Source organism: Lacticaseibacillus porcinae (assembly GCF_003946305.1).
GTDB lineage: Bacteria > Bacillota > Bacilli > Lactobacillales > Lactobacillaceae > Lacticaseibacillus > Lacticaseibacillus porcinae.
In genome coordinates this window covers 40,953-63,143 of record NZ_RHNS01000016.1, presented here as the reverse complement: position 1 = coordinate 63,143, position 22,191 = coordinate 40,953, and the positions used below count along the sequence as shown (strand labels likewise).

Below are 22,191 nucleotides of genomic sequence, written 5' to 3'. Positions count from 1 at the left end.
TCATGTTTAATTCTTTTCAATTAAGAAAAGCCCTATCACATTTACGAAACTTTGTTCAGTTTTCAAAGGACTACCTTTGCCATAAGACAACTTAATCAGTATATCTCGCAGGCAAGTGATTGTCAACAAGTAATTTTCAGTGATGAATAATTATTCATGCTGCTGAGCTTTGACTTGATGTGGAGAAGCAATCGCTCCTCGTGACAACAACAAGTATCTTACCAGCTTTGGCTAGGGTCCGTCAACATTTTTCTCGACTTTTTTTGACAGAATAACCGTCTCCGAATAACTCCGAAACAAATGCCTAGAGAATGAATATTCAACCACGGTTTTCCCGAACGAAAACTTAAAAACCGTTTCGAATGTTAATAAAAAGTAGACCGCTACTTTCAGCAGGTCTACTTATTTAAACGTTCAAGATATTCATCGACCCAATCTTGTAAATGATTGGCGATCGGTGTAAAACCAGTATGCACTTTGCGAGTGGTCCAATAATGTTTGCGACGTCGGAAAGTGGTCATTTCCGGTGCTGGCATCAACGCACGCAGCGACAATGAGATCTTCCCAGAAAACTCGTCAATATCTAAGATCACCACGGATAAAGTTTGGCCGATATGAAAATGGCTATTCAACGACTTCACAAACCCATGTTGGCATTCTGAAATATGCACGAGCCCTTGAGTGTGGTCATCTAATAGTACAAACACCCCATAAGGTTGGATCCCAGTCACCTTGCCTGCAATGATATCGCCGATGCGATAGTTCATTTATTCGCTGATGGTGACGGAATTGATCAAAATGTCTTCAGCTGGCTTGTCACCTGGCAAGGTTTTGCACTTGCTGATGGCATCTACCACGTCTTCGCCGGCTAACACTTGACCAAACACAGTGTGGCGATGATCTAACCACGGCGTGCCGCCATTTTTGTACGCTTCAATAATTGGTTCTGGATACCCTGCTTGTGGCATTTGGGCAGCCATTTGCGGGTTGAGGTGTTCATTGGACACGATGAAAAATTGGGAGCCGTTGGTGTTAGGACCAGCATTGGCCATTGACAACGCGCCTTTGAGGTTGAACAACACATTGGAGAATTCGTCTTCAAATGGGTGGCCCCAAATACTTTCACCACCAGCACCAGTGCCTGTTGGGTCGCCGCCTTGGATCATGAAGTCTGAAATCACTCGATGGAATGAGACGCCATCGTAGTAGCCTTTCTTGGCGAGGCCTAAGAAGTTCTCAACGGTTTTAGGCGCTTGATCTTTGAATAATGCAAAGGTCACATCGCCTTGAGTCGTATGCAAAGTCGCTTTAGGCCCTGCAAAGTTGGCTAAGTCTAATTGTGGGTACATAATTGCCTCCTAAAAGATTAATCTTACCTATTGTAACCGATGGCTGACGCAATTGCGACGGGTGATAGTCGCCAAGCGTGAAATATGTTAGTGTAAAGCTATTAATTAATCCGTTTGGAGGATCCATTTTGACGACACCTATTTATGATATCACCGTGATCGGCGGCGGCCCAGTTGGGATGTTTGCAGCTTTTTACGCTGGGTTACACAGCGCAAAGGTTTTATTATTGGAAAGTTTAGCAGAACTTGGCGGCCAACCTGGCAATTTGTATCCCGCCAAAATTCTTTATGATATCGGCGGCTACCCGCATATTTCCGGACAAAAGCTGGTCGAACAACTTGAAACGCAAGTCGCACATTTTAACCCAACGATTCAAACGGCAACTAACGTGCAAACCATTACTAAAACAGACACAGGCTTCACCTTGGCAACCACCAACGGCACCTACCAAAGCAAATCTGTGATCATTGCCACTGGTGGCGGCGCCTTTACCCCGCGCAAATTGGCAGTCGACTACGATCCAGTTCTCGATGACCAGTTGGTAAATTATTTTGTTCGCGACTTAAATACCTTTAAAGATCTCGATGTGGCCATTGCTGGCGGTGGTGACTCTGCCATCGACTGGGCATTAGCGATCGCGCCAATTGCCAAAAGCGTTCACTTGATCCACCGCCGCAATCAATTCCGAGGGTTGGAATCAAGCGTCGAACAGCTCAAAGCAAGTTCTGTGGTGTTACACACCCCTTACTTGATCGACCAAGTCGAAGCTGATGGCGATCGCGGCAATATCCACTTAAAAGAAGTCCGCGGCGACAACACTGAAGTCCTGAATGTCGACAAATTGCTGGTCAACTACGGCTTTATGAGCGAAAACAAACAATTGCGGACTTGGGGGTTGGATCTGGAACACAACCAAATCAAAGTCGACTCCCAAATGCGCACTAATATTGAAGGAATTTATGCCATCGGCGATGCGGTGACTTATCCTGGTAAGTTGAAGTTGATTGCTTCAGGCTTTGGTGAAGCGCCAATTGCAGTAAACGTTGACTTGCAAGCTTTGTATCCTGATCGCCGGCAACCAACACACAGTACCCAGCTTTTCCATTAAGGAGTGACAACATGACGAATGAAGAACGCTTAGAACAACATACCCATGACCTCTTAACCGAACGTGGCGTTTCTATAGAAGCAATCGGCGAATTGGTCATGTTCCTCCAAGAAAAATTTATCCCTAACTTGACGCTTGAACAAGCTTGCGAAAACGTCAATATCGTCTTGCGCAAACGCGAAGTTCAAAATGCGGTGATGACTGGCATTCAACTCGATAAACTGGCAGAAGCTGGTCAACTGGATGAACCACTGGAAAATATCATCGCCGAAGATGAAGGCTTATACGGCGTTGATGAGATCTTAGCTTTTTCCATTGTCAACGTTTATGGCTCCATCGGCTTTACCAACTACGGCTACATTGATCGGGTGAAGCCTGGGATCTTAGCCAAGCTCAATGCCCATGAACCTGGGATCATTCACACCTTTTTAGATGACTTAGTCGGCGCCATCGCCGCAGCAGCTGCTAGTCGCTTAGCGCACGCCCACCCAGAACTAGAAGATGACAATTACTAAAGTTTCATCAAAACTTGCCCCACCTTGCAGAAAATCGCCTATAATGAAGAAACTACAAAAAAGGAGTCGGGCATGCAACTGATCGATTTTATCTTACACATTGATGAACACTTGGTTTACATTGTGAATGATTTTGGCAACTGGACCTATTTAATTTTATTCGCGATGGTTTTCATTGAAACTGGGGTCGTGATCTTCCCCTTCTTACCAGGCGATTCGCTACTGTTTGCCGCATGTGCGCTGGCTGCAAACTCAGCTTATCATTTAAACGTGTGGCTGTTCTTCGGCTTGTTCTTAGTCGCTGCAGTAGTTGGCGATACCGTCAACTATGAAATCGGCAAACATGTCGGTTTAGCTGCATCAAATTCTAGCTTCTTCGGACGCTTGATCAATCGCGAAAAACTGGCATCAGCAGAGCATTTCTTCAATAAGCATGGGGGTAAAACCATTGCCATCGCCCGCTTTATGCCGCTGATCCGCACCTTTGCACCATTCGTCGCTGGCGGCTCTAACATGCACTATGGCAAGTTTATCCACTATAACTTCTTAGGTGGGTTCTTGTGGGTCACGATGTGTTGCGCCTTAGGCTTCTTCTTTGGCAATGTGCCATTTGTCAAAGCTCACTTCTCTGTGGTGGTACTCGGGATCATCTTTATTTCCTTAATTCCAGTGATCGTGACTGCCTTGCGCAGTCGCAAGAAACCGGCTGCTGAATAACAGTAAAAATCCTCTTTGGTCGATTTGACTGAAGAGGATTTTTTTCGGAAAAATGTTGATAACTATTGTGTCTTGCCACGGGTGACCCATAGTGTTAAGATAATGCTGGATCCTATGAGGAGTGGGTGGCTGAGCGCAGGTCACCCGTACCACTTCGCGACGGGTGGAAGTGCCCGCTAAACTCTCGGAGACCATCCCGTAGCATCTGGGCTTAACTGTCGAGCGCTGCTAGATCTCCAGTTCCAAAGTGCCGGTACTGAAGGGTCCCAGTCGTGGACTCAAACCAGTTACAGCCGGGAGTAGTGCCCTCACGGTGACGTGAGACGCAAGGCGACGTCTGTTTGCGAAAGGCAGTGCAAAGCCGATTAGCAACGAACGTGGTTGAGGTCTAATAAGCCAAGGCCCGCAGCAACGTCCTTGAAATTGTGTGATACCGCAGACACGTAATTGAATCGGCTAGAAGCCGCGGATCCACGAAGCAGAATTCTGTTTCGTGGATTTGGTGTGCGCACGCTCAAAAATAGCCCGACTAGCAAATTCTCAATCGAGAACTTGCCAGTCAGGCTTTCATATTATCTCCGAGCATCTCGGCGTCCGCGCCAAATGCCATAGATCATCACAGCCTCAAAGCCGATCAAAGCAATCGCAAAACATGCTGAGAAGAAATCTTCTGGCAACACATTAATGATCGGATCCACTGCTGGATCAAACAACCAATCATCATTGCGAAACAAGACTTCATGGAATTTGATGAACACCGCATTGAAGTTGACCGCCATCAAAGCACCTAATACCAATGGCACCACTGCACCGATTTGAAAGCTGCGCACCATTTGCCAACGTTCGCGGCGTTTTGCCAACTGTCGCCAAGCGCGCACGCCTGGCACCACCGTCAGCAAAAACACGACGATGTCGAAGATAAACAATTTCCGCACATCAGCAAAATGCGTCGCCCCACTGACAGAATCGGTGAAATCAAGCATATGTAACTTCGGGATCCAAGGCAATTGCAGATACGCCATCAACTGCAAGTAGTTGTGATACAGCCGGCCAAACGACAAGCCGCTGACGCGCGTCAAGCCATCTTTCACCACAAAAATCGGAAACAGCACGTAAGTCAACAACACCGTGCCCCAGACAACGCCTGAAATAATCAATAACCATAAGGCGACTTTTTGCCACCAACGCATGGCTATACCTCCCAGTCTGCTAAGCTTTCCACTTGATGTGTCGGTTGGATCTTTTGTTGGGCGACGAATTCATGGGTTGAAATACCGGTGTAAACCAACAATTGATCGATGTTGGCATTGATCCCAGCTTGAATGTCGGTTTTGTAGTTATCCCCGACCATCACCACTTCATCGCGGGCTAAGCCCATGCGTTTCAACCCTTGTTCCATAATGATTTTTTCTGGTTTGCCGATGTAAAAGGCTTTTTGTTGGGTGCTACGTTCCACTAAGGCGATCACCGAACCAGCCCCTGGCACATGGCCGCGTTCATTTGGTAAGTTGGTGTCAGCATTAGTCCCGATAAACTTCCCGCCGCGTTGGATCGCCAGCGTTGCTAATTCAAACTTGTGATAGGTCACGTCGTAATCAAGGCCGACCACTACATATTCAGGATCAAATTCATTGAAGGTCAACCCGACATCAAGCATCGCTTGTTTCAACCCGATTTCCCCGATCACATAAACCGAGTGGCCATGCGCATCCCCACCGCAATCTTGTTGGATCCAAGCGGCAGTCGCCAACGCTGGTGTGTACACTTGCTCAGGCGTTGCATGAATGTCATGGTTTTCCGCTAAGTTCTTGCAAACTGCGGCAGGCGACTTGGTGGTGTTATTGGTTAAAAATAAAAAAGGGATCTCAGCTTTTTGTAGGCGTTCCACAAAGTCTTTGGCTTCAGGAATACGTTCACGCCCACGATAAACTGTCCCATCTAAATCGATCATGTAACCAGAATATTTCAAAAAATTGTGCTCCTACTTCTCATTGGATTCGCGTTGGCGGATGGTAAAATGCCGCTTGCGTGGTTGATTGGGTGCCACAGTTTCTGCATGATGCTGCTTTTTGGCAGGATCTGCCACTGGCTGGCGCCGTTCTTGATACGGTTTCTTGTTGTTGTTGCGTCGACGCGAACGCCCACGTTCATTACGGCCTTTGTGTTTAGGCTTTGGTGCTGGCGCATCTAAACGTTGCAACACAAAGTATGCACAGCCGAAATTGCAATATTCGTTAATGTAATCCATCAAAGTTGCGATGGTTTGACCTTTGGTGGCATGGCGGCTGTCATTGGCATAAAACCCTTTTAAGCGCAATTGGTCATAACCCCAATCGCCAACCACAAAATCATATTTATCTAACACATCGGTGTACCGCACAGCAAAAGCCGACACATCAAAAGGCTGTTTGTGCAACAACGCAATTTGATAGCGGCGTTGATCGATGGTGATCATATCATCCGCAACTTGCGCCACTGCCACTAATGGCAGTTCCACACGCGGCGGGGTTTGCTCATCAGGTGTTTTTTTAGGCATTTGACAACCTCCTTTCATAATGATTAAGTATAACACTTCAACGCCTACCAACGAAACCACCCTTCAGGCCACTAAAAAAAGCCGCCGTAGCGACTTTTACCTTTACGCTTGAACCAACGCTTCAAAACGTGTGGCTAACGTGGATTGGGCGGCAGGTTGTAGCAGTGGCCGCAATTGCGGCCAAAAACTGAAATGAAAATATGCCGCAGAAAACCCGTTTCCTGCCAGTTTTCGAAACCCCAAGGTGATCAACCCATTCACTTGCCCCAAATTTGGTGCTGGGGTGCTTGCTAACACATCGCGACGCAACGCTTGCAACGCTTGAACATCAGCTGCCATTATCCCACCTCCCAGTTGTATAATGACAGTTTATCGAGAATTGCATTAAAAATCAATGTGAAATCAAGCTTTTTTCAACATTTTTTGTTTGATCGCAAACAATTCATGGATCTCTTGGGCCGATAACGGACTCCCCCAAGGAATGTTCAACCAATCGCGTTCTGGAGCATCGACCCCAACATTGATGTCTTCGGCGATCGGTACCATATTGTGGTGAATGTGACCATGAAGATTCAACGTTTGCTTGGTGATCCCAAGCAACATCGGGTAATGAGTCATGATGAATTGGGTGTGGTCATCTTTAATAATGGTGCCGACTGGATGAAAGGTGAATTTGGCTTGGCTGTGCCATCCAGGATCGTTTTTGTGCAAGAACTTAAACAAGCTTTGGTAATCGTGATTGCCTTTGATAAACGCAATGCGGCCGTTGAGTTGCAACAAGATCTCAAGCACTGCTTGATCACTAGGCACGTTTTCAGGATTCATGGCAATATCGCCTAAGTGATACACCACATCGTTATCATCAACACGGGCATTCCACGCATTGATCATCGCGGCATTCATCGTCGCAACTGAATCAAACAACCGTGGCGCAAAATCATTTTGACCCAGCAAGTCGCGATGAAAAAAATGAGTATCTGCAATAAAAAAGTTCATCTTACGACCTCCTTCCTGTTTGCCGCCGGCGCACGATCCAAATCGTCATCGGCACCGTTAAAATCACAGCGATCACTGAAAACAGCACTTGCAACAACTCCCCAACAAAAATCTGATTATTTAAGATCTGCCACAAAGGATATTTCAATTGCGCAAACCAAATGAACAATGCCGAAAAGCCGCCGAAAAACCCAAAAAACAAGGTGTTCATTGCCGTGCCGATGATCGTGGTTTCAATTTCGCGCAACCCTGACACTGTCGCCGCATCCCCAAGCTCGATCACCCCAGCGGCAACCGCACAAGCGGCTTCTGCGATCGCCCCAAGGGTGCCTAACAACCCTGTGGCGATCATCAACTGTTGAAAGCTGACGCCGATATACACCGAAAAGCCTTCAAGCTCTTCTGAATCTTCTTGTCCAAAGCCTGACGTTTGCGATAACCAAACGCCCAAGAACACCACCAGCAAAACGCCAGCCATCACCATCAACGACGCCACAAAAGCAGGACCGGCAACCTCTAAGTGACTGGTACTCATAAAAATCGTCGTCGCTAGCACCAACAATCCGATCACAAAGGCCACTGCTACCGGCGAAAAGCCACCGGCCATCAACACCACCGCCAAAATCATCAAAAAAGTATTGATCGCAAGCGCCAAGAAATTACTCAAGCCTTGTCGACCGCCGACCAACAACATTAAGATCAACAACGCGATCACTAAGCCGACCATTGCATTCATGCTGCTCGCCTACTTTCAAAACCGGCTGCTAGTGCCGCTAAACCACTGGTCAACGGAATCGCCAACACGATCCCAAACGCTGAGATCAACGACTGGGCAAAGCCTAAACCCATCACCCAGCTGACCGTAGTGGCAATGGCATTGTCATTGCGCAACCACAACACGGCTTCGTTGAACGTCCCTGCAATAAAAATCATAAACAATACCGCGATCAACGGTCCCATCACATTGCGACCGATCGCCATCCCAGCTTGAAAGCGAGCGCGGGCCCCATCTTGTAGTTGAAAAATCGCCACAGCAATATCTGAGCTTTCATCAAGCACTGCACCAAGTGACCCAATGATGATCTGAACAAAAAACAACAATTGGGGCGCTTGTGTCACGTAATTGACGGTTTCTAAATGTAACCCGTGATAATTCGTCGCATTAAAAATCGCATAACCTAACGCCACCCCTAAGCCAGTTGCCAAAATCGTCGCGGCACTCACCACTGCGGCCAGTGGTTTAAAGCCAACTACAAATAGCGTCGTGATCACTGCAAAGGCGATGGCAACTAAACTAAACAGGAAAAACGCCAGAACTTGATGACTGGCAATTTCCACATGCAAAGCCAACACAAACACCACTGCGTTGGCTGCCAAAGACGCCAACGTCAACCACAAATGCTTTTTCATGATGATCCCAAGTAGCACCACCGTTGCTGCCACTAATCCAAGCAAAATCGCATCGCGTTTGATCCCAGAAATGGTGAAGTGGCCTGCCGCATTCTCAGATAAAAACACTTGTGAGCCAACGCCAAGTTTGGCATCTTCAGCACCACTACCAGAATAGGTATTGTGCAAATGCAAAACCCGCCCGCGATGTTTGGTATTCAAAAGCTTTGCCGTTAACGCTTGGGTATAAACATGGTCTTGGTTTTCAAAATTGTCGGTTTGGGCGACAGTTTTAACGATTTTGGCGCTAGTCACGCGTGCGATCGGCTTTGAATACAAACCAGCGTCAAATTGCACGCCGACAAATACCAACACAAATGCAAGTAGTGGCCACATCCATTTTAATAATCCCTTAACCAATGTGATTTTGCCGTAAGATCTCGTCATAAGCGGCTTTGATCGGACCTTCTGGCTTCTCCCATTGTTCCCAATGGTCCAAATCAAACGGTGGCATAGTATAATGGTCGTTGATGTAACTTTCATACTTGCGCACTGCGGTAGAATGAGGAATATTAAGTTGCATGATGCGAACATATTTGATCAAATGTTTCATCGCTGCTTTTTCTGCGCGTCCGTTCATTAAGATGTTCCCTAATTCATAATAGCGGGTGCCATCATTTAAGGTAATTTCTTGAATCAAATCAAACACTTGATTGTCTTCAGCCATATGATCCCTCGTACTTTCTGTGTGATCCGTAAAGGAGTTTACGATGTCAAAAACGTTACTGATCACTGGGTGGCTGGCACTTTGGGCGTGTTTATCAGCCTTTGTTGTCGTCGGCCATCGCGGTGATCCTTTAGTTTATCCGGAACAAACGTTTCAATCTGATTCTGCGGCTTTTGCGGCTGGCGCCGATTATGTCGAACTCGACGTCCAAGAATCAAAAGATGGGACGTTGGTGATCCAACATGATCCAACGTTGTTGCGAACCACTGGCGCTGATGTCACGATCGCCAGTTCTGATTATTCCCAAATCCAGCAATATCATACCAAAAATGGCGAACCGATTCACAGTCTTCAAGCCCTTTTTACACATTATCAACAAACCAACGCCAAATTCTTGATCGAAACCAAAATTGAAAAAGGGGTCCCACATCCCCAAATGGAACAAAAAATTGCCGCGTTAGTCAAACAATACCACATGGAAAATCGGGTGATGTTCCACTCCTTTTCATTAAAGTCGCTGAAACGTCTGCAAGTCCTATTACCAACTGTCCCACGGATCTTCATTGTCGGCTCGCTGAAGCGGATCACTTTTGCGGTATTCCCTTATGTCACTGGTATCAACATTTCCTCCACATTAGTCACAGAAAAATTGGTTTCTGATCTCCACCACATCGGCCAACAAGTTTATGTTTGGGATGAAATGAATGAAAATCGTGCGAAGTGGCGGTGGTTATCTAACATTCCCATTGATGGGGTCGTCACCAACTACCCTGGGTTTGCCCATCAATATCAATTGTTGACCCAAGATGCCCAAAGCCATCCAGTCGATGCCTTAGCAAGCAACAACTCAACGCAAACGTTACCGGTTTACGAAAATCCTTACATGCCTAACCTACGCAAACAAACCATTGCCCCAGGTCAAACTTTCACGGTGATGAAATCGATCAAATCTCAAGGCGTCACTTATGATCAAATCGACACCAACGCCTTTGTACCTGCTGACACTTTGAATTTGGCCCCAATGGCTGGCTGGGCGCAGCTGCTAGTCAACCAACACGCAACGGTCCATACCCAATTTCTCAAAACCTTGCCGACGCGGATCACCTCACGTGCCACCAGTGCCCAAGTCGGCAGCTTGCAGGCGGGCGCTCACGTATTGATCTCCGCAGTGAAGTTGCATGGTGATCAAGTGTGGTGTCAAACCAAAGCCGGTTGGGTGCAAGCCAAGCACTTACAACTGCAGTTGCATTTAAATCAAGCTCAAGTGTGGTTGACCCAATTTAACGCCGTCACCACTGTCGATCGCCCAACGTTGAGTCTCGGCCAAACCGCGATCGACAGTTTAAACTTCAATGCTTTAGGGTTGAGCCTTTGACCCGTTGCGTTTCCCCACTTTGAGGAAACGCTTTTTTATTGGCACCTTAAAAATAGCCAGCGCTTGAAAAATCTGTTATCGTGAAGGTATCAAATCAAAAGGCGGGAAAACACATGACAATCGATTGGCAAAAAGTTGCCGCAAGCTATGAACGCGACTTGTTGACAGACCTTAAAGCATTGATCGCGATCCCTTCTGTGCGCGACGTTGAACATAAAACTGCAGACGCTCCCTTAGGCCCTGCCCCAGCTGATGCTTTAAAGGCAATGCTTGGCTTGGCCGAACGCGACGGCTTTGACACTTTAAATGTTGAAAATGTGGCTGGCCGCATCAGCTTCGGTGAAGGCGTCACCACTTTAGGCATCCTCGGCCATGTGGACGTGGTGCCTGCAGGTGCTGGTTGGGACAGTGATCCTTTTGTCGCCAAGATTCAAGACGGCCGCATTTATGGTCGCGGTAGCGCCGATGACAAAGGCCCAACATTAGCAGCTTATTACGCATTGCGCTTGCTCAAAGACCAAGGCATCACCCCAAAACAAACGATCCATTTTATCATCGGGACTGATGAAGAATCCAACTGGTACGGCATGGATCGCTATGAAGCCACCCAAACCATGCCAGATTACGGTTTTTCACCAGATGCAGAATTTCCGATCATCAACGGGGAAAAAGGCATCAGCACCTTGACCCTCACCTTTGCCGCGCAACCAACTAGCGGCCACACCAGCATGACAGCTTTTGATGCTGGACTGCGCGTGAACATGGTGCCACAATCCGCCACTGCAACGTTGATCGGCAATTTACCTGACGACTGGCAAGCTCAAGCTGACGCATACGCCAAAGTTAATGACGTCACGATCAGCTACGACGACACTGCAGATGGCGTGCAATTTACAGTGACTGGCTTTGGGGCACATGCCTTAGAACCTAAAGCTGGGATCAACGCCGCGACGCATTTGGCGACATTGTTAGCCCCTTGGGTCGATGATCCAGCAAGTCACTTGTATTTGCAAACGACTGCTGATCATTTGCACAACGATTCTCGCGGTCACCACTTAAACTTGGCCTTCAGCGATGCAATCATGGGGGATCTCACTGCCAGCGCTGACCTATTCACCTTCCGACCAAATGGTGAACAAACCATCGCCATCAACGTTCGTTACCCGCAAGGCATTGATTTGGCCACGATTCAAGCCAACATGCAACAAGCACTCGGCGCAGACGTGACCGTCAGCGTCACTGAAGCTGGCCACACCCCACATTATGTGTCAGGTGATGATCCTTTCGTTAAAACCTTATTGCAAGTCTATCAAGATCACACTGGCCACGACGGTCGCGAACAATCTATTGGTGGCGGCACTTATGGTCGCATCTTAAACCGCGGTGTTGCCTTTGGGGCGATGATGCCAGGACGCGAAAATGTGATGCATCAAGCTAACGAATATATGCCGATCGAAGACATCATGAATGCTGTCGCCATATATGCCGATGCGATTTACCGTTTGACTCAAACCGAGGCCTTGTAATGTTCACCACTGAAACCTTGCAACAAGCCTTACCACAATCGCTACAAGCCGTTGATGTGACTTGCGTTCAGCAAACCACGTCAACCAATCAAGTGATGGCCCAGCAACTTTTACATGCGCCGCATCCTCAATTATTAGTCGCCGGCGAACAAACCCAAGGCGTTGGCCGCCGCGGCAAAGCCTTTTTCTCACCAGCACATACTGGGATCTACTTCACATACGGCGGCTTTCAATTAGATCCGGTACAGCTCAGCTTGATCACACCAGCTGCCGGGGTCGCTTTACAACTTGCGGCGTTTGAGTTGTTTGGCGTCACCACCCAAATCAAGTGGGTGAATGATGTCTTGATCGGTGATCAAAAAATCGCTGGTATTTTAGCGAATCGTTTGGAAAATGGCAGCGTCTTAGTCGGCGTTGGCGTCAACATCGCCCCAGCTCGTGATGCCCCTGATGTCCCGATTGACTTGCCAGTCGGCACTTTACTTGACCACGTTCCAACCACTGACATGCGACCAGCACTAGTGGCGTCATGGTTGCAACACTTCGATCAACTTCTCCACGTACCTGAGTCGATCATGCCGCAATTTCGGAAACATGCGGCATGGCTTGGCCGAAGCGTGATCGTTCAAGGCTTAAGCCATCCTTTAGTGGGGGTAGTTCAAGGCTTTGCTGATGATGGTGCATTACTGTTAGCAACAGATCACGGTATCGAGTCTCTCAACAGCGGCTCGATTCGCCTGCGTTAATTTAAAAAAGCTGTCGCGAAATTTCGCGGCAGCTTTTTCATTTAGGCTTTGACGATTTTTAATAAATCACTGAAATCGTTGAAATTATAAGTCGAATAAATCGGGCCATGATTCGCGTTAAAATGGGGATTAAACCACGCGGTATCCATATGCGCATTACGCCCACCTTGAATATCTGAGGTCAAAGAATCCCCAATGATCAAACTCGTTTGTGGATTGAAATGCGGCGTGCGCTTGGCCACATAATCAAAGAAGGCTTTCGTCGGCTTCGGGGCGCCGATAGTATCGGACACGAAAATATCATCGAAGTAATCGATCAAATGACTTTTCGTCAATCGATAACGTTGTGCTGACTCAAAGCCGTTGGACACAATATACAAATGATAATCTTTCAACGCCTCAAGGGTCGCTTCCACACGAGGAATCAACACCGCTTGGCGATTGACCATGGTGAAATAGTCTTTTTCCACCGCTTCAGGGTCGCCTGCCAAATTCAACTGTTTGAACAACTGGCGCATCCGCTTATAAAAGATCTGCTCGCGAGTGATCGTGCCTTTTTCATATTGGCGCCAAAGTTCGGCGTTGATGCCTAAATAGGTGGTTTCTAATTTCTGGGTGTAATCAATGTGATGTTTTTCGAAAGTGGCTTGCAGGCTTTTAAGCTCTCCAGCTTCAAAATCCAATAGCGTATCGTCGACATCGAAAAATAAATTGCGGTACATGAGTTGCTGACCTCCTCACCAGAGCTTTGCTTTAACGCTACCACGAGGCCAGGCTTTCGTCTAGCTGTAAAAATACTGTAACTCGACGGTGTTTCACCTTTAATGGTGTTTACAACAATCTAATGATAAAATGAGCCATATTGCACAATTTTTAAAAGGTGGGAAAAATGTGAAGACGCCAAAAAACTGGTGGCATGCGCTGATCACTCGGCTCAACACCCGTGCTCGGCTCAATAAAACTGAACAAGCCCTTCCGGCGTTATCGATGAAAACTTTGCCCATGTACGTGGACATCATGTTACAAGCATTGAAAACCATCGTTTATTACGCCGTTGCCGTGATCGCGATCGGTGGGGTGTTTGGGGTCGGTTTGCTGGCAGGTTATTTTGCGGCCATCGTTTCAAACACAGATGTCCCTTCAAAAACGGCGATGGCCCGCACGTTAAGTAACGTTGATCAATCAACGAATTTATATTTTGCCAATAACGTCGAACTCACCCATGTGAAGTCAGATTTGATCCGCGATACGGTCAATTTGTCTGATATCTCTCCTTGGGTCCAAAAAGCGATCATTGCCACAGAAGATTCAGATTTTTATACCAACTCAGGGGTATCGCCAAAATCGGTGATCCGGGCAGTATTTTCAGAATTTTCTGGCGTCGGTAGCCAAACTGGTGGGTCGACCTTGACACAGCAAGTGGTCAAATTGCAATTCTTAAGCTCTGAAACCACGTTTAAACGCAAGGTCACTGAAATCATGTACGCCTTGCGCGTCAACCACTTCTTTTCTAAGAAGAACATTTTACAATCGTATTTGAACATCGTGACCTTAGGCCGCAACAACAAAGGTCAAAACATCGCCGGCGTTCAAACCGCGGCGCAAGGCTTGTTCGGTAAAAATGCCAAAGACTTGAACCTGCCGGAATCTGCCTTTATCGCTGGGTTGCCGCAAAGTCCTTCGGTTTACACGCCTTATAATGCTAATGGCGACTTAAAATCAGACTTATCTGCAGGGATCAACCGCCAACACACGGTGTTATTTCGGATGTATCGTGATGGCGAAATCACCAAAAAAGAATATGACGACGCCAAAAAGTTTGATTTAAAAGCTGATTTCAAAGGCCACGACACCAGCAACGACGATGCGACCACGAAGTATGCTTATGTTTACAACATGGTCACTTCTGAAGCTAAATCCATTTTAGCGTTGCAGTTGGCCAAACAAGACGGCCACACCCAAGCAGACTTGGACAAAGATACCGCCTTAGATAACCAATATCTCACTTCAGCGCAAAATTTGTTAACCACCAAAGGCTATCAGATCCACTCCACGATCAACAAGCAAGTTTATGATGCCATGCAATCTGTCGTCAAAAACGCTGACCTCGGCTACACTTATTCCTCCAGTGAAATCGATCCAGAAACCGGTGAATATGTCACCGATTCTGAACCTGTTCAAAACGGCTCGGTTTTATTGGACAACACCACTGGTGCAGTGGTCGGATTCGTTGGTGGCGTCAGTGGGGAACTCAACCACATCTACACCACCCGTAGCCCAGGTTCTTCGATCAAGCCATTAGCGGTTTACGGTCCTGCAATCGAAAATCAATTGATCGGCTCACAAACGATGTTGGCTGACTTTAAAACCAACTTCACGAATTACTCAGTTACCGACTATGGTGGCCAGATCCAAAACAAGTTTATCTCGGCGACTGATGCGTTAGCAGAATCTTACAACATTCCTGCCGTTAACTTGTACAATGAAGTCCGTCAAAAAACTAACGTCAAAGATTACCTCACCAAAGCTGGGATCAACTCATTGACTGCCAACGACTACTCGCAACTTGGATTAGCCCTTGGTGGGACTGACTACGGGGTTTCGGTTGAAGATCAAGCCAGTGCCTATACGACTTTTGAAAATGGCGGGAATCACACCGATGCGTTTGTCATCGATAAAATCGTCGATCCAGGCGGCAATGTGATCTATCAACATCAAACGAACAATACCCGCGTCTTCTCCCCAGCAACAACTTACATCATGCAACAAATGATGCATCAAGTCGTCGCCAAAGGGACTGCCGCCAGCTTAAATTACCAATTGAACTTCAATACGACGAACTTGATCGGTAAAACTGGGACATCAAACGACTATAAAGATATTTGGTTTGTTGGCTCAACACCTGGGATGACCTTAGCCTCTTGGATCGGCTACGACAACGCAAACGGCACCAGTTACAACTTGTCGAGTTCCGCTTCAAACACCAACTTAGCTTATTGGGCAGAGCTGGCTAACGCGGCTTATCGCGTGATCCCTGATCAGTTCAAAGCCGATCAAACCAGTACTGAACCAAGTACAGTTAAATCAGCGACAGTATCCAAGCTCACCGGCGAAAAAACCGGTAAAGTCACTTATGATGGGAAGTCATATGACGTCGCTGAAAGCGGCGGCACCGTCACTAGTCTTTACAATGACTACTTGCCAGGCGTCACCACCAGTAACTTTGCGATCGGCGGCACCACCGATAATTACAAACAATTCTGGGAATACGCTAGTGGTAAAAAGTCGAACGGTTATGGCAAAGTCACTACTTCTAACACTTCCAGTACCAATCAATAGTCAAAAAGCCAAGACGAAAAATTTCGTCTTGGCTTTTTAATACTCTCGACGTCTGGCAGTGTAAGTGTTTCAGCATACTATACCAATATGCCTCCGGCACGAAAATCTGTGGGCTCCGACGATTCGGCGACACTGCGGTGAATTGGACAAGTTGCCGTGCGGCCGTCTGCAGAAGTCGGCCGGCCACGTTCGATGATTTCAGTTCCGCAACGGAGCTAGCCCACTGTCGCCTGATGGCGCAATAAAAATACGGCTGCAAGATTTGCAGCCGTACCAAGTTTATTGAATGATTTGAAAATCTTTTGGCGTATGGGTAAATGGTTCACAACCAGTGGCTGTGACATGCACACAGTCTTCGATCCGCACCCCAGCGACGCCTGGAATATAGATCCCAGGTTCAATGGAGAAGCACATACCTTCAACTAATTCCATATCATTGCCTGCCATGATCGATGGGAATTCATGTGTGGACATGCCGATGCCGTGACCTAAGCGATGGTTAAAGTATTCGCCATAACCTGCTTTTTCGATCACATCACGCGCGATTTTATCTAAATCGCTAGCACGCAGGCCAGGACGGACTGCAGCTTGAGCAGTGAGTTGCGCTTCTAAGCACACATCAAAGATCTCCCGGGCTTTCGGTGAGACATCGCCACCAAAAGCTACCGTCCGCGTGGCATCTGACATGTAACCATGATTGTTGGTCCCAAGATCAAACAATACCAACTCGCCTGGTTGCACTTTTGTGGCTTCAGGGCCACCGTGAGGATCTGCTGCATCCACGCCTGCTTGCACAATGGTGTCAAACGACATATGCATGACGCCTTGTTTCATCATCGCATATTCGATTTCAGCAACCACCGCTTGTTCGGAACGTCCTGCTTGTAAGGCTGCAAAGCCCGCTGCAAAGGCAGCATCTGCTTGTTGGCCTGCGACTTTCATGATTTCCAGTTCTGCATCAGTTTTGATCAGTTGCAGTTCCTGGATCTTCATGCTGGCATCTGCAGGAAAGCTAGCTTGTGGAAATTGCCGGGTGATGGCTTCAAATTTTTGTACCGCTAAATCGAGTTTTTCGATCCCCCACTTTAACGGGTTAGGATTGACAGCGCGAATATGATCGGCAATCAATGCAAAAGGATCTTCATGATCGAGATAACCGTAAACTGGATAATCCCAACCAGCTTTTTTCACTGCCTGAATCGATAATGCTGGGGTGAATAAAAACGGTTCATGATCGGGAAACACGAACAAGCCGGTCACACGTTCTTCGGGATCTTGAAAGAAGTTCGTGAAATAGTTGATATTGGTGAAATTTGAGATGTAAGCGACGTCAAGGCCTTGGTCTTGGACCCATTGTTGCAAGTTTTGCAGTTGTTGATTCATCTAGTCTCGCTTCCTTTTTTCACAATTGTTGACGTTTCTAGTATACCATGAAAGCCGTTAAACCGGCTTTCTGAAAAATGCTCATGAAACTTTCTCTGAAAAATTCAGTAAAACGCTTGCATTCCTTGCGGTAGTTTGCTAGAGTGGATTGTAAATTAAGCAAGTATTTATCGCTACTGTGAAATAAGGAGCTACACAAATAATGGAAAAACAAACGATTACGATTTATGACGTTGCCCGTGAAGCCAACGTTTCCATGGCCACGGTTTCTCGTGTTGTCAACGGGAACCCGAACGTTAAGCCAGCAACTCGCAAGAAAGTCTTGGAAGTGATCGATAAACTCGATTACCGTCCAAACGCGGTTGCCCGTGGTTTGGCTTCTAAGAAAACTACCACTGTCGGTGTGATCATTCCTGATGTCACCAACATGTTCTTCTCTAGCCTGGCACGTGGGATCGACGACGTGGCGACAATGTACAAGTACAACATCATTTTAGCCAACTCTGATGAAAACTCTCAAAAAGAAGTTCAAGTGCTGAACACCTTGTTGGCCAAGCAAGTTGATGGCTTGATCTACATGGGTCACGACATTTCTGACAATATTCGCCAAGAATTCTCTCGTTCTAAAACCCCGATCGTTTTAGCTGGTTCTGTTGATCCTGACGAACAAGTTGGCTCTGTTAACATCGATTACGTCGCTGCTGTTGAAGCTGCCACCACGCAATTGATCAAGTCCGGTAACAAAGCAGTCGCTTTGGTCACTGGTCCTTTAAGTCAACCGATCAACGGTGAATATCGTTTGCAAGGTTACAAGAACGCCTTAGCTAAAGCTGGTTTGGCTTATGACGAATCGTTAGTCTTTGAATCTGAAGCTTCTTATCATGCTGGTTTGGCTGTCTTCAAGCAATTACAAAAAGCCGGCGCAACCGCTGCTTTGGTTGGTGACGACGAATTGGCCTTTGGGGTCTTAGACGGCGCCATTGATGCTGGGGTTTCAGTTCCTGATGACTTTGAATTGATCACCTCTAACAACACCAAGTTAACTGAAATGGCTCGTCCACAAATGACTTCCATCGACCAACCTTTGTATGATATCGGTGCCGTTGCCATGCGTTTGTTGACCAAGATGATGAACAAAGAAGAAATCGACGCCAAGACGATTCGCTTAGGCTTTGACATCACCAGCCGCAAGTCAACCAAATAGTTTCAAAATAAAAATCAGGCCTCGTGCCTGATTTTTATTTGCGCTTATTTGGGATGTTGCTCATGGTAACGGGTGCTAGTGCCATGTCCATGCACATTGTCATTGACGATATCACGGCCTGGATGCGCGAGCTGATGCGTATCGCGAAACTCAATGCGCATTTTGGTGTGGGCCCGCAAATCTTGCATCACCTGTTGATACTTCGCCTCATCGCGCGGCATTTCCATCAAGTCATAACTATAATGCAGCGCATCGCCAAAACGCCAAGCCTGCAAGAAAAACGAATACCGATCAAAATAGTGATTATTCACCACCATCAACACATAACGCCATTTATACTTACGCAAAAAATACTTATCAAAATTAGCGATCAATTGCCTTGATTCTAATAACATCGTGACTCCTTTCTAGCCTGCATGGCCGCCAACTAACCCTGAACGATCGATCGCAGTCCCACCTTTCGTCTTGGAATACCCGCGGACAATGGCTTTATAACCAAAACGATCGCGAATTTTATCAATGCTGGCGGCCAAGCGTTGTTCCGCCTCGAGTTGTTCAACATTTTCAAATAAGTCAGTTTGAATGGTTGCCGGTTTGCTGATGCGATTGACCCGCACGCCGACATTGCGGATCGCATTACCTTGCCACTTCTTATGGAGCAAATAACGTACCGCGCGGATCAAATCATCGGTGCGATTCGTTGGATCGACTTGCGTTTGGGCACCCCAATGCGTTTTACCTTGGGCATCAGGTTCTGCAAATCCGACTGAGATGCCCACGACTTCACCAACCACCCCGTGTTTGCGCAACCGCGTGGCCACTTGATCAGCAATTTCAGACAACACAGTTTCCAGATCTGCCATCGTAGTGTAATCGCGCATCAACACTTGCGAATTGCCATACCCTTTATTTTCACTACGCGGCAAATAGCGCCGAGCAAGATCTGAGTAATCGATCCCCCAAGCATGAAAGTACAATGCATCTCCTAAAATGCCAAAGCGATCATGAATCAATTTTCGATCACTGAGGGCTAGGTCTTTGAGCGAATAAATTTCCATCGCTTCAAGCTTAGCCGCGGTTTTACTGCCGATCGACCAAAAGTCTGTCAGCGGATCGATTTGCCATAATTTCGTTGTCACATCGTCATACCCCCACTCCGCGATCCAAGGGTCCTTCTTCTTGGCTTCATTGTCTAAAGCGAGTTTAGCCATTAATGGATTCGGACCGATGCCAACGGTTGTGAAAATTCCAGTCGTTTCTTCCACTTGCCTGCGAATCTCTCGGGCGATCGCCCAATTATCGCCAAATAACTGATGCGACGCCGACACATCGATAAACGACTCATCGATCGAATAAACATACCAGTGCGCATCATCCGTGAACTTGCGGTAAATTTCATTGATACGATAATTGATCTTGATATAGTCGCTCATGTGCGGATCGACCACTTGAATATCCATATCTGGTCGCAATTCAAACTGGCGGGTCCCTAATTTCACGCCATAATCAGATTTCGTATCTGGTGACGCTGCTAAAATCAATCCTCCTGAAGATTCTGGTCGCGATAACACTGCATTTTTCGCCGCTAATGGATATTCAGCGCGACGAATCGCTTCGACACTGGCATAAAATGATTTGCAATCGATACACATAATATCGCGCACTGGCAAACGTTTCGGGTCATCAAGCGGCGTGCTCATGCCGCCCACCAATGTTTAGTTTCAGTCACGCGGACATGATGAATGTCGCTAACCGATAAGGCTTGCATCCCACCATCTTGCGCTTGCAAAAATACTCGTCCATCATCACAACCGATAACTAATCCGACGATTTCTGGTAAATAAGCTGCATCCCACAACGCATTAAGTTGAATGGCAACGACTTGACGTTGTTCAAATGCTTGTTGCAAGGTTCCGTCGATGGCTGCATCAGTCATCGCTGAAAGCTCCGTTTGTGGCTGATTATTGTGGGCCGCTTGTTCCATAAAGGCGCTGTGATCAGACAACAACCACCCCATCCAATTCATCATGCCGCGATCATCGTATAACCATAATTCTCGTGGTACCACATATGCCATTTGGATCACCTTCCTTATGGGTCTATTATACGAACAAACGTTCTTATTTTTCAAGAACGTTTGTTCGCAAATTGTTTGTCGATTTTTTGTCGCACGAATCCAGCGCTTCAACGACATCACAACGGTTGCTCAAAAACTGAAATGGATAACCTCAGGATTACGTTTGCAATCCGTTTAATATCAGCGTTTCTACGGCCTCCAAAACTTTTGCAATTAAATTGACTCATAAGTCATTGACCGACCAGTCACTCGGTGATACACTACAGTCGCAATGAAATGTCACGCGATTATTTTTCATAAGGAGGCCACATCATGGCACAGCCAGTGGTTCAGATTCAACATTTACAAAAACACTTCGGAAAGTTTCAAGCCCTCAAAGACATCACCTTTGACGTATATCCAGGTGAAGTTTTCGGCTTCATCGGGCCTAACGGTGCCGGTAAATCAACAACGATCCGCACCTTGCTGGGGATCCTCAAGAAATCTAGCGGCCAAGCGACGATTTTTGGTCAAGACGTTTGGTCTCAAGCCGTTGCCATTCACAAACGCTTAGCTTATGTACCTGGCGACGTGTATTTGTGGCCTAATTTATCTGGCGGCGAAGCGATCGATTTATTTTTAAAGCTCAATGGTCAAAAGCACTCCGCTAAAACTGATGCGTTGATCAAAGACTTTGACTTAGATGTCTCCAAGAAAAATCGCACCTACTCCAAAGGTAACCGCCAAAAAGTGGCCTTGATCGCCGCTTTTTCAACAGATGCAGATCTGTATATTTTCGATGAACCGACGTCTGGGCTGGACCCGTTGATGGAAGAAGTCTTCCAAAAACATGTTTTAGCTTTAAAGGCTGCTGGTAAATCCGTTTTGTTGTCCAGCCACATTCTCAGCGAAGTGGAACGCATGTGTGATCGCATTGGGATCATTCGTCAAGGGACGATCATTGAAACTGGGACATTAGATGATATGCGGCAACTGTCACGCACCCAAGTCACCGTTACCACAGTCAAAGATCTCAGCACGATTCAACAATTACCTGCCGTTCACTCATTTAACCAAACTGGTAACAAAGCGACATTTGCAGTTGACTCTGAAAATCTCGCCAGTGTGATGACGGCTTTGGCACCACTTGAAATCAAGCAGTTGCAAAGCACACCACCAACTTTGGAAGATTTATTCTTGCGCTACTACAATCAGGAGGCGTGA

At 46.9% G+C, this 22,191-nt stretch carries 24 protein-coding genes; 9 read left to right on the top strand and 15 right to left on the bottom strand.

The window, feature by feature from the left end:
- Nucleotides 1-398: 398 nt before the first annotated feature.
- Both EKM92_RS11225 and EKM92_RS11220 read right to left on the bottom strand, forming a co-directional pair.
- Nucleotides 399-767: a CvfD/Ygs/GSP13 family RNA-binding post-transcriptional regulator gene (locus tag EKM92_RS11225; RefSeq protein WP_125710815.1), complete on the bottom strand. Its 369-nt coding sequence runs from the start codon at nt 765-767 to the stop codon at nt 399-401.
- Nucleotides 768-1,352, bottom strand: coding sequence for a peptidylprolyl isomerase (locus EKM92_RS11220; RefSeq protein ID WP_125710813.1), 585 nt, complete (start codon nt 1,350-1,352; stop codon nt 768-770).
- A 122-nt stretch (nt 1,353-1,474) separates the two neighbouring features.
- Here EKM92_RS11220 and EKM92_RS11215 point away from each other — a divergent pair, with 122 nt between their 5' ends.
- The 3 genes from EKM92_RS11215 to EKM92_RS11205 all read left to right on the top strand — a co-directional run bounded on the left by EKM92_RS11215 (nt 1,475) and on the right by EKM92_RS11205 (nt 3,690).
- Nucleotides 1,475-2,458 (top strand): NAD(P)/FAD-dependent oxidoreductase, encoded by a 984-nt coding sequence (locus EKM92_RS11215; protein ID WP_420812585.1) that lies wholly within the window; start codon nt 1,475-1,477, stop codon nt 2,456-2,458.
- A gap of 11 nt (nt 2,459-2,469) precedes the next feature.
- On the top strand, nt 2,470-2,973 hold the full coding sequence (locus tag EKM92_RS11210) for a phosphatidylglycerophosphatase A family protein (protein WP_125710811.1): 504 nt from the start codon (nt 2,470-2,472) through the stop codon (nt 2,971-2,973).
- 72 nt (nt 2,974-3,045) lie between these two features.
- Nucleotides 3,046-3,690, top strand: coding sequence for a VTT domain-containing protein (locus EKM92_RS11205; protein WP_125710809.1), 645 nt, complete (start codon nt 3,046-3,048; stop codon nt 3,688-3,690).
- A 572-nt stretch (nt 3,691-4,262) separates the two neighbouring features.
- Here EKM92_RS11205 and EKM92_RS11200 read toward each other — a convergent pair.
- The 8 genes from EKM92_RS11200 to EKM92_RS11165 form a co-directional block, all read right to left on the bottom strand.
- Nucleotides 4,263-4,880 carry a TIGR01906 family membrane protein gene (locus EKM92_RS11200; RefSeq protein ID WP_125710803.1) on the bottom strand — a complete coding sequence of 206 codons (618 nt, stop codon included), beginning with the start codon at nt 4,878-4,880 and terminating at the stop codon, nt 4,263-4,265.
- Between the two features lie 2 nt (nt 4,881-4,882).
- Nucleotides 4,883-5,659: a TIGR01457 family HAD-type hydrolase gene (locus tag EKM92_RS11195; protein ID WP_125710802.1), complete on the bottom strand. Its 777-nt coding sequence runs from the start codon at nt 5,657-5,659 to the stop codon at nt 4,883-4,885.
- Between the two features lie 12 nt (nt 5,660-5,671).
- Nucleotides 5,672-6,226, bottom strand: coding sequence for a YutD family protein (locus EKM92_RS11190; RefSeq protein ID WP_125710800.1), 555 nt, complete (start codon nt 6,224-6,226; stop codon nt 5,672-5,674).
- Nucleotides 6,227-6,328: 102 nt separating this feature from the next.
- Nucleotides 6,329-6,565 (bottom strand): hypothetical protein, encoded by a 237-nt coding sequence (locus EKM92_RS11185; RefSeq protein WP_125710798.1) that lies wholly within the window; start codon nt 6,563-6,565, stop codon nt 6,329-6,331.
- A 63-nt stretch (nt 6,566-6,628) separates the two neighbouring features.
- Entirely contained in the window at nt 6,629-7,222 is a 594-nt protein-coding gene (locus EKM92_RS11180) for a metallophosphoesterase (protein WP_125710796.1), read from the bottom strand.
- A 1-nt stretch (nt 7,223) separates the two neighbouring features.
- Nucleotides 7,224-7,958: a YibE/F family protein gene (locus tag EKM92_RS11175; protein WP_125710794.1), complete on the bottom strand. Its 735-nt coding sequence runs from the start codon at nt 7,956-7,958 to the stop codon at nt 7,224-7,226.
- Entirely contained in the window at nt 7,955-9,007 is a 1,053-nt protein-coding gene (locus EKM92_RS11170) for a YibE/F family protein (RefSeq protein ID WP_225420797.1), read from the bottom strand. The genes EKM92_RS11175 and EKM92_RS11170 overlap by 4 nt, the downstream gene beginning before the upstream one ends.
- A 16-nt stretch (nt 9,008-9,023) precedes the next feature.
- Nucleotides 9,024-9,338, bottom strand: a complete 315-nt coding sequence (locus EKM92_RS11165) for a hypothetical protein (RefSeq protein WP_125710790.1) — start codon at nt 9,336-9,338, stop codon at nt 9,024-9,026.
- A gap of 43 nt (nt 9,339-9,381) precedes the next feature.
- Here EKM92_RS11165 and EKM92_RS11160 point away from each other — a divergent pair, with 43 nt between their 5' ends.
- The 3 genes from EKM92_RS11160 (at nt 9,382) to EKM92_RS11150 (ending at nt 12,985) form a co-directional block, all read left to right on the top strand.
- Nucleotides 9,382-10,713: a glycerophosphodiester phosphodiesterase gene (locus EKM92_RS11160; protein ID WP_125710789.1), complete on the top strand. Its 1,332-nt coding sequence runs from the start codon at nt 9,382-9,384 to the stop codon at nt 10,711-10,713.
- A 113-nt stretch (nt 10,714-10,826) separates the two neighbouring features.
- Nucleotides 10,827-12,239: a dipeptidase PepV gene (pepV, locus tag EKM92_RS11155; protein ID WP_125710787.1), complete on the top strand. Its 1,413-nt coding sequence runs from the start codon at nt 10,827-10,829 to the stop codon at nt 12,237-12,239.
- A complete protein-coding gene (locus tag EKM92_RS11150; protein WP_125710785.1) occupies nt 12,239-12,985 on the top strand; it encodes a biotin--[acetyl-CoA-carboxylase] ligase in 747 nt (248 codons plus the stop codon). Before pepV ends, EKM92_RS11150 begins: the two co-directional genes overlap by 1 nt.
- Nucleotides 12,986-13,026: 41 nt before the next feature.
- Here EKM92_RS11150 and EKM92_RS11145 read toward each other — a convergent pair whose 3' ends face one another.
- Nucleotides 13,027-13,707, bottom strand: coding sequence for a YjjG family noncanonical pyrimidine nucleotidase (locus EKM92_RS11145; protein WP_125710783.1), 681 nt, complete (start codon nt 13,705-13,707; stop codon nt 13,027-13,029).
- Nucleotides 13,708-13,972: 265 nt separating this feature from the next.
- Here EKM92_RS11145 and EKM92_RS11140 point away from each other — a divergent pair, with 265 nt between their 5' ends.
- Nucleotides 13,973-16,324 (top strand): transglycosylase domain-containing protein, encoded by a 2,352-nt coding sequence (locus EKM92_RS11140; RefSeq protein WP_125710819.1) that lies wholly within the window; start codon nt 13,973-13,975, stop codon nt 16,322-16,324.
- Between the two features lie 279 nt (nt 16,325-16,603).
- On the opposite strand, the gene EKM92_RS11135 is transcribed toward EKM92_RS11140, so the two are convergent.
- Complete coding sequence (locus EKM92_RS11135; protein WP_125710782.1) at nt 16,604-17,707, bottom strand: M24 family metallopeptidase; 1,104 nt, start codon at nt 17,705-17,707, stop codon at nt 16,604-16,606.
- Nucleotides 17,708-17,909: 202 nt separating this feature from the next.
- On the opposite strand from EKM92_RS11135, the gene ccpA reads away from it, so the two are divergent.
- Nucleotides 17,910-18,911, top strand: coding sequence for a catabolite control protein A (gene ccpA, locus EKM92_RS11130; RefSeq protein WP_125710780.1), 1,002 nt, complete (start codon nt 17,910-17,912; stop codon nt 18,909-18,911).
- A 44-nt stretch (nt 18,912-18,955) separates the two neighbouring features.
- Here ccpA and EKM92_RS11125 read toward each other — a convergent pair whose 3' ends face one another.
- From EKM92_RS11125 to EKM92_RS11115, 3 genes are read right to left on the bottom strand one after another with little or no spacing between them, the layout of a single operon-like run.
- Nucleotides 18,956-19,306, bottom strand: coding sequence for a hypothetical protein (locus EKM92_RS11125; protein ID WP_125710778.1), 351 nt, complete (start codon nt 19,304-19,306; stop codon nt 18,956-18,958).
- A gap of 12 nt (nt 19,307-19,318) precedes the next feature.
- Nucleotides 19,319-20,611, bottom strand: a complete 1,293-nt coding sequence (locus EKM92_RS11120) for a Y-family DNA polymerase (RefSeq protein WP_125710776.1) — start codon at nt 20,609-20,611, stop codon at nt 19,319-19,321.
- A complete protein-coding gene (locus tag EKM92_RS11115) occupies nt 20,608-20,988 on the bottom strand; it encodes a DNA-directed RNA polymerase subunit beta (RefSeq protein ID WP_125710774.1) in 381 nt (126 codons plus the stop codon). Before EKM92_RS11115 ends, EKM92_RS11120 begins: the two co-directional genes overlap by 4 nt.
- 312 nt (nt 20,989-21,300) lie before the next feature.
- Here EKM92_RS11115 and EKM92_RS11110 point away from each other — a divergent pair, with 312 nt between their 5' ends.
- Nucleotides 21,301-22,191 carry an ABC transporter ATP-binding protein gene (locus EKM92_RS11110; RefSeq protein WP_125710772.1) on the top strand — a complete coding sequence of 297 codons (891 nt, stop codon included), beginning with the start codon at nt 21,301-21,303 and terminating at the stop codon, nt 22,189-22,191.

Coding starts and splice junctions, on each gene's coding strand:
- EKM92_RS11225 (WP_125710815.1), bottom strand. CDS start 767: ATGAACTATCGCATCGGCGATATCATTGCAGGCAAGGTGACTGGGATC.
- EKM92_RS11120 (WP_125710776.1), bottom strand. CDS start 20,611: ATGAGCACGCCGCTTGATGACCCGAAACGTTTGCCAGTGCGCGATATT.
- EKM92_RS11140 (WP_125710819.1), top strand. CDS start 13,973: ATGAAAACTTTGCCCATGTACGTGGACATCATGTTACAAGCATTGAAA.
- EKM92_RS11125 (WP_125710778.1), bottom strand. CDS start 19,306: ATGTTATTAGAATCAAGGCAATTGATCGCTAATTTTGATAAGTATTTT.
- EKM92_RS11175 (WP_125710794.1), bottom strand. CDS start 7,958: ATGAATGCAATGGTCGGCTTAGTGATCGCGTTGTTGATCTTAATGTTG.
- EKM92_RS11205 (WP_125710809.1), top strand. CDS start 3,046: ATGCAACTGATCGATTTTATCTTACACATTGATGAACACTTGGTTTAC.
- EKM92_RS11160 (WP_125710789.1), top strand. CDS start 9,382: ATGTCAAAAACGTTACTGATCACTGGGTGGCTGGCACTTTGGGCGTGT.
- EKM92_RS11180 (WP_125710796.1), bottom strand. CDS start 7,222: ATGAACTTTTTTATTGCAGATACTCATTTTTTTCATCGCGACTTGCTG.
- EKM92_RS11150 (WP_125710785.1), top strand. CDS start 12,239: ATGTTCACCACTGAAACCTTGCAACAAGCCTTACCACAATCGCTACAA.
- EKM92_RS11210 (WP_125710811.1), top strand. CDS start 2,470: ATGACGAATGAAGAACGCTTAGAACAACATACCCATGACCTCTTAACC.
- EKM92_RS11200 (WP_125710803.1), bottom strand. CDS start 4,880: ATGCGTTGGTGGCAAAAAGTCGCCTTATGGTTATTGATTATTTCAGGC.
- EKM92_RS11165 (WP_125710790.1), bottom strand. CDS start 9,338: ATGGCTGAAGACAATCAAGTGTTTGATTTGATTCAAGAAATTACCTTA.
- EKM92_RS11135 (WP_125710782.1), bottom strand. CDS start 17,707: ATGAATCAACAACTGCAAAACTTGCAACAATGGGTCCAAGACCAAGGC.
- ccpA (WP_125710780.1), top strand. CDS start 17,910: ATGGAAAAACAAACGATTACGATTTATGACGTTGCCCGTGAAGCCAAC.
- EKM92_RS11170 (WP_225420797.1), bottom strand. CDS start 9,007: ATGTGGCCACTACTTGCATTTGTGTTGGTATTTGTCGGCGTGCAATTT.
- EKM92_RS11145 (WP_125710783.1), bottom strand. CDS start 13,707: ATGTACCGCAATTTATTTTTCGATGTCGACGATACGCTATTGGATTTT.
- pepV (WP_125710787.1), top strand. CDS start 10,827: ATGACAATCGATTGGCAAAAAGTTGCCGCAAGCTATGAACGCGACTTG.
- EKM92_RS11190 (WP_125710800.1), bottom strand. CDS start 6,226: ATGCCTAAAAAAACACCTGATGAGCAAACCCCGCCGCGTGTGGAACTG.
- EKM92_RS11185 (WP_125710798.1), bottom strand. CDS start 6,565: ATGGCAGCTGATGTTCAAGCGTTGCAAGCGTTGCGTCGCGATGTGTTA.
- EKM92_RS11110 (WP_125710772.1), top strand. CDS start 21,301: ATGGCACAGCCAGTGGTTCAGATTCAACATTTACAAAAACACTTCGGA.
- EKM92_RS11115 (WP_125710774.1), bottom strand. CDS start 20,988: ATGGCATATGTGGTACCACGAGAATTATGGTTATACGATGATCGCGGC.